Origin of the sequence: Pseudomonas sp. HMWF006, assembly GCF_003061205.1 — a bacterium.
Taxonomy (GTDB): Bacteria; Pseudomonadota; Gammaproteobacteria; order Pseudomonadales; family Pseudomonadaceae; genus Aquipseudomonas; species Aquipseudomonas monsensis.
The window spans coordinates 4,237-9,970 of record NZ_QAIU01000506.1; the positions used below are offsets into that span (position 1 = coordinate 4,237).

Genomic DNA, 5,734 nt, shown 5'->3' on the forward strand with positions numbered 1-5,734 from the left:
CCCGCCGGTTACTGGCCAGACGCCGGCCGAGGTGCTGGCCGGGAATGTCATCGCCAACGCGGATCTCCAGGTCAAAGCCTTCGTTGATGATGTCCACCACCCGGTCGAACAGGTCGAGGCGAATTTCCAGGTGCGGATAACGTTCCGCCAGCAACGACACCGCGGGTGCCACGTGATTGCGCCCGAAACCGAAACTGCTGCAGATGTGCAAACGCCCACGTGGGCTGTCGTGCGCGTCGGACAGCTCGTCGTGCAGTTGCTGAAAGTCATCGAGAATGCGCAACGCCCAGCGCTGCACCCGTTCGCCGTCCTCGGTCAGCGAGACACGACGACTGGTGCGGTGCAGCAGACGAGTGCCGAGGGTGGTTTCGAGAATCTGGATGCGTTTGCTGACGTAGGCCGGTGACAGGCCCAACTCATCGGCCGCGGCGGCGAAGCCGTTCTGGCGGATCACGGTGAGCAGCACACGCAGGTCTTCGGGCAGGGGCACGGTGTCTTTCTTCTGGGACATGTCAAAAACGAACACTGGCGGCACAAGCCGCCAGAATAGCATTGCCGTTGGCGGCGATTACTCGGTGGCAACTCTGGCTTTGGCGGCACGGGCATGACGGCCGGACTTGAGGGCGATGGGCGCGAGTTTGTCGCGATCCAGTTCACCCTCCCACGCGGCGATGACCAATGCAGCAACCGCGTTGCCAATGATGTTGGTCAGTGAACGGCATTCGGCCATGAAACGGTCGACGCCGAGGATCAGCACCATCGCCGCCACCGGCACGGTCGGCACCACGGCCAGGCTCGCCGCCAGCGCGACAAATCCGGCACCGACCACGGCGCCTGCACCTTTGGAGGTGAGCATGGCCACCGCCAACAAGGTCAGCTGCTGTTCCAGCGACAAGTCGATATTGGTCGCCTGGGCAAGGAACAACACCGCCAGGGTCATATAGATGTTGGTGCCATCCAGGTTGAAGGTGTAACCGGTCGGCACCACGATGCCGACCACGCCTTTCGAGGCGCCCAGGCTTTCCAGTTTCTGGATCAGTTGTGGCAACGCTGATTCGGAAGAGCTGGTGCCGAGCACGATCAGCAGTTCAGCCTTTATATAGCCGAGCAGTTTGAAAATGCTGAATCCGGCGTACCGCGCGATCGCGCCGAGCACGCAGGCCACGAAGATAAACGCGGTCAGGTAGAACGTGCCGATCAGCTTCAACAACGGCAGCAGCGAGCCGACCCCATACTTGCCAATGGTGAAGGCAATCGCGCCGAACGCGCCAATCGGTGCCACCCGGGCAATCATGCCGACAATGCGGAAGAACACTTCACTGGCCTGATTGATGATGCCCACCAGCGGCCGGCCCTTTTCACCGACCATCACCAGCGCCACGCCAAACAGCACCGAAACGAACAGCACCGGGAGAATTTCTCCCTTGGAGAATGCGTCGAAAAACGTCGTCGGGATCACATGCAGGAGAAACCCGGTGATGCCTTCGCCGTGCTCGGCCTGACCGACAAAACCGGCAATCGCCGAGGAGTCGAGGGTCTTCACGTCAATGTTGAAACCGGCGCCGGGATGCAGCAGATGCGCGGCAAGGATGCCGATCACCAGGGCGAGGCTCGATACCACTTCGAAGTACAGCAACGCTTTGCCGCCGACCCGGCCGACCTGTTTCACGTCGTGCATGCTGGTGATGCCGGAGACCACCGTGCAGAAGATGATCGGGCCGATGATCATCTTGATCAGTTTGATGAAACCGTCACCCAGCGGCTTGAGTTCGACTCCGGCCTGCGGCCAGTAATGGCCGATCAGCACGCCGAGGGCGATGGCGACGAGCACCTGTACATAAAGGGTTCCCAGTAGTTTTCGAATAGTCATTGTTATTATCTCGAGACGGATTTCGGGCATGAGGATCCTGCACGGGCCAGTCGAGGCCCGTGGCAGGAAACGGTTCAGGTCAGGGCGAAGCGGCGGTCAGCGCAAAAAGGTCAGCGCTTCGGCGAGCAACAGTTCCGGGACTTCTTCGGCGAGGTAGTGGCCGGCGGGCAATGCCTGGCCGCTGACGTCGGCTGCCACCTGCTGCCATTCCTTGAGCGGATCGAAGCAACGCCCGACGGTGCCTTCGGCGCCCCACAACACGCGCAGCGGCAACTTCAGGTGGTGTCCGGCGGCGATGTCGGCGCGGTCGTGCTGCAAGTCGATGTCGGCGCTGGCGCGATAGTCTTCGCAGATGCCGCGGGCACTGCCCGGTCGTTGCAGACAGCGTCGATATTCCGCGAAAGCCTCGTCGGTGAACGGCTTGAGCCCGGCACTGCGGCTGCCCATCACGCTGCGCAGATAAGCCTCGGGATCGGCTTCGATCAGGGTTTCCGGCAATGGCGCCGGGCGGATCAGGAAGAACCAGTGCCAGTAGGCGCGGGCAAATGCTTCGTTGGTCTGCGTGTACATCGACAGGGTCGGCGCGATATCGAGCAGCATCATGCGCTGCACGGCATCCGGGTGATCGAGGGCCAGGCGGTGGGCGACCCGTGCGCCCCGGTCGTGGGCGAGTATCGAAAACCGCTCGAAGCCCAGCGCTTGCATCAACTCGACATTGTCGCGGGCCATTTCGCGTTTCGAGTAATTGCGGTGCAGCTCATCGGCGGCGGGGCGAGCGCTGTCGCCATACCCGCGCAGATCGGCGGCGACCACGGTGAAGTGTTCGGCCAGTTGCTCGGCAATCTTGTGCCAGATCACGTGGGTCTGCGGGTGACCGTGCAGCAGCAACAGGCCCGGTCCGCTGCCGCCGACGCGGCAGGCAATGTCGACGCCGTTGACGTGGCGCTGGTCCTTGAGAAATCCGGCAAACATCGGGCTGATCCTTTTTCAGGGTTCTTGTTGGATGCATCCTGAAAGGGTGTGGCGCCGGGGGCAATACGGGAAGCGTGGTGTGGCGGTTCATGAAGTGTGATGCGTGTTGCGTGTGCCGGCCTCTTCGCGGGCAAGCCCGCTCCCACATTTGGAATGCGTTCCCTTGTGGGAGCGGGCTTGCCCGCGAAGAGGCCATTGCTGGCGCCGAACAAACTCAGGCTTGCTGAAACATCTCCAGCGCCCGCTGCCGAATCTGCGCTTCGGTCAGATCTTCCTTGCGCGAAGCGAGAAACCACAGGTGCCCATAGGGATCCTTCAACGTCCCGCTGCGATCCCCGTAAAACTGATCCTTGACCTCGGACACCGTCGTCGCCCCGGCGTCGAGTGCCCGTTGAAATGATTTGTCGACATCGGTGACATACAGATGCAAACCGACCGACACCGCGTTGTCCGGGCCGCTCAACGGCCCCTGATCGCAAGGCGTACCGAGCATGATCGCGCTGTCGCCGATGCGCAGCTCCGCATGGCCGATTCGGCCGTCGGGCATGTCCAGACGCATGACTTCGGTGGCACCGAAGGCTTTTTTGTAGAAGTCGATGGCTTCGGTGGCCTTATGGATGCCGAGATACGGGGTAATGCTGTGATACCCCTCGGGAATGGGTTTGACGCTCATGACGTTCTCCCTGATTGTTGTTCTATAAATTGGGCTTCACCGGTTTTCCGGAAGAATCACTATAGAACTGTCCTGACGGCCAGGATTTTCAACCGACGAGCAGCACCCGCAAGGCCACGCTCACGTTGACCTTGTGGCAAGCTCCCTCGCCACAACGAACGATTAAGGCTCGACGGGAAAATGCGCCCCCGGCCCCTGTTCCCCCAGCACATCGCCCTGATTGCGCAGCGGACACGCCTCCATCGACAGACACCCACAGCCGATGCAACCGGTGAGCCGGTCGCGCAGCAGGGTCAGTTGGTTGATCCGCTCATCCAGTTCCTGCCGCCATTGCTCGGACAAAACCTTCCAGTCCGCCGCCGTCGGGGCGCGATCCTCCGGGAGCCGCTTCAGCGCCTCGCCAATCTCCGCCAGGGGGATGCCCAGACGCTGGGCGACTTTGATCAATGCCACCCGCCGCAACACCGCCCGTGGATACCGCCGCTGATTGCCGGCATTGCGCTGGCTCTTGATCAGTCCCTTCGATTCATAAAAGTGCAGGGCCGTGACCGCGACGCCGCTGCGGGCCGCGACTTCGCCGACGGTGAGCGGCTTGTGTACGTTTTCCTTGGTGATCATTGCAAAATGCTCTTGACCTTGACTTAACTAGAGGTTTTACCCTGCAGGCCTTCGAGTCGCAAGATTCGTCTAACGCCGAGTGGGGGCTTTCCATGAAAAACCGCAGCTTTACCCAATTGATCGAATTTGAAATCGAACCCCGTCAGCAACCGGCTCTGGTCAGCGCGCTGTCGGTGCAGACCGAACGCCTGGCCCAGCGTTACGACGGTTTCGTCAGCGCCAGTGTGCAGGCCAGCGACGATGGCCGGCGTGTGCTGAGCTTTCTGCAATGGCAGAGTCGTGAGGCGGGAGAGGCCGCGTTTCGCAGTTTCGAAAGCGGCGAGCAAGACTTCTGGCAACTGATCCACGCCCATCACGCGCGAACCATCACGTTCAACTCCTTCCAGGTGCTGAGCAGCATTGCCCGCAGTCACGACGATGCGCTGCACTGCAACCTGGTCGGCTAGATCGACAACTGGATCAAACGCTCACCTTGCAGGTTCTCGCAATGTCGCCGCTTGTTCACCGCCAGTTCACCGATCTTGATCAGGCGCGTGCGCGTAACGTTGCGGCTCAGACCGAGCAGCGCCGCCGTATGCACCTGGTTGTAATGGCAGAAGCGATAAGCGGCGCGCAGCAAGGCGTCTTCGACTTTTTCGTGCAACGCACCGGCCTGTTGCGCGAAGAGTTTTTCAAAGGCTTGTTCCAGCAAGGCTTCCGGTGAATCGTCGGCACTGCTGTGGTGATCGTCCGGTCGCTCGATGCGCAGGTTCGACAGGCGTAGATCGTCACGCTCGATCACGCCGTTGCGGCAGATCAACAAGGTGTGATGGATGACGTTTTCCAGCTCGCGGATGTTGCCCGGCCAGCCGTAGGCGCGCAGTTTGTGCTCGGCGCCGGGGCTGATATTGACGCGGCCGTAACCCAGACGCTGGCTGTAGGCCTCGATGAAATGCCGGGTCAACGGCAGGATATCGCCGGGCCGTTCGCGCAACGGACTCAGTTCCAGATTGACCACATTGAGCCGGTAATACAGATCTTCGCGAAAGTTGCCGGCATTAATGGCCTTCTCCAGTTGCACGTTGGTGGCCGCCAGCACCCGCACGTCGATGGGAATGCTCTTGCGCGAACCGAGGCGCACCACCTCGCGCTCCTGCAACACGCGCAACAACTTCACCTGAATCGCCATCGGCAGATCGCCGATTTCGTCAAGGAACAAGGTGCCGCCATCAGCTTCCTCGAACCACCCGGCCTTGGCGCTCAGGGCGCCGGTGAACGCGCCTTTTTCGTGACCGAACAATTCGGCTTCCACCAGCGATTCGGAAAACGCTCCGCAATTGACGGCGATGAATGGACGATGACGGCGATGGCTCAGGTTATGAATATGCCGCGCCACCAGTTCCTTGCCGGTACCGGTCTCGCCGATGATCAGCACGCTGGCCTCGCTCGGCGCGACCTGTTGCAGGTGCGCGAGCAATGCCTGGGATTTCGGGTCTTCGAACACCTGCGCGGTAGCGCGAATCGACGTCGCCAGGGCGGGTGAGGGCGGTAGGGTCAGCAGTTGCATGGGCGCGTCCTTATAGAGGCAGGATCAGGAATAGAACGTCGGCACTGGCAGGGAC

Annotated in this window: 7 protein-coding genes; 1 reads left to right on the forward strand and 6 read right to left on the reverse strand. The window is 61.2% G+C overall.

Going from position 1 to position 5,734, the window contains the following annotated elements; all coding sequences use genetic code 11:
* The 5 genes from DBR24_RS33295 to soxR form a co-directional block, all read right to left on the reverse strand.
* A partial coding sequence (locus DBR24_RS33295) for a LysR family transcriptional regulator (RefSeq protein WP_305889135.1) occupies nucleotides 1-511 on the reverse strand: 511 nt, incomplete at its 3' end.
* A gap of 57 nt (nucleotides 512-568) precedes the next feature.
* Nucleotides 569-1,870, reverse strand: coding sequence for a dicarboxylate/amino acid:cation symporter (locus DBR24_RS22490; protein WP_128615840.1), 1,302 nt, complete (start codon nucleotides 1,868-1,870; stop codon nucleotides 569-571).
* A 96-nt stretch (nucleotides 1,871-1,966) separates the two neighbouring features.
* Entirely contained in the window at nucleotides 1,967-2,842 is an 876-nt protein-coding gene (locus DBR24_RS22495) for an alpha/beta fold hydrolase (protein WP_128615841.1), read from the reverse strand.
* Nucleotides 2,843-3,056: 214 nt separating this feature from the next.
* The gene (locus DBR24_RS22500; protein ID WP_128615842.1) at nucleotides 3,057-3,515 is read right to left on the reverse strand and encodes a VOC family protein; all 459 of its coding nucleotides are present in this window, start codon (nucleotides 3,513-3,515) and stop codon (nucleotides 3,057-3,059) included.
* Between the two features lie 162 nt (nucleotides 3,516-3,677).
* Entirely contained in the window at nucleotides 3,678-4,133 is a 456-nt protein-coding gene (gene soxR / locus DBR24_RS22505) for a redox-sensitive transcriptional activator SoxR (RefSeq protein WP_123466391.1), read from the reverse strand.
* A 92-nt stretch (nucleotides 4,134-4,225) separates the two neighbouring features.
* On the opposite strand from soxR, the gene DBR24_RS22510 reads away from it, so the two are divergent.
* Nucleotides 4,226-4,579 carry an antibiotic biosynthesis monooxygenase gene (locus DBR24_RS22510; protein ID WP_123466389.1) on the forward strand — a complete coding sequence of 118 codons (354 nt, stop codon included), beginning with the start codon at nucleotides 4,226-4,228 and terminating at the stop codon, nucleotides 4,577-4,579.
* On the opposite strand, the gene DBR24_RS22515 is transcribed toward DBR24_RS22510, so the two are convergent.
* On the reverse strand, nucleotides 4,576-5,679 hold the full coding sequence (locus DBR24_RS22515; RefSeq protein ID WP_123466387.1) for a sigma-54-dependent Fis family transcriptional regulator: 1,104 nt from the start codon (nucleotides 5,677-5,679) through the stop codon (nucleotides 4,576-4,578). The two genes, DBR24_RS22510 and DBR24_RS22515, sit on opposite strands and share 4 nt — an antisense overlap.
* Nucleotides 5,680-5,734 lie beyond the last annotated feature (55 nt).

Excerpts from the sequence above, each read along its gene's own strand:
- DBR24_RS22490 (WP_128615840.1), bottom strand. The coding sequence starts at position 1,870 with ATGACTATTCGAAAACTACTGGGAACCCTTTATGTACAGGTGCTCGTC.
- DBR24_RS22495 (WP_128615841.1), bottom strand. The coding sequence starts at position 2,842 with ATGTTTGCCGGATTTCTCAAGGACCAGCGCCACGTCAACGGCGTCGAC.
- DBR24_RS22500 (WP_128615842.1), bottom strand. The coding sequence starts at position 3,515 with ATGAGCGTCAAACCCATTCCCGAGGGGTATCACAGCATTACCCCGTAT.
- soxR (WP_123466391.1), bottom strand. The coding sequence starts at position 4,133 with ATGATCACCAAGGAAAACGTACACAAGCCGCTCACCGTCGGCGAAGTC.
- DBR24_RS22510 (WP_123466389.1), top strand. The coding sequence starts at position 4,226 with ATGAAAAACCGCAGCTTTACCCAATTGATCGAATTTGAAATCGAACCC.
- DBR24_RS22515 (WP_123466387.1), bottom strand. The coding sequence starts at position 5,679 with ATGCAACTGCTGACCCTACCGCCCTCACCCGCCCTGGCGACGTCGATT.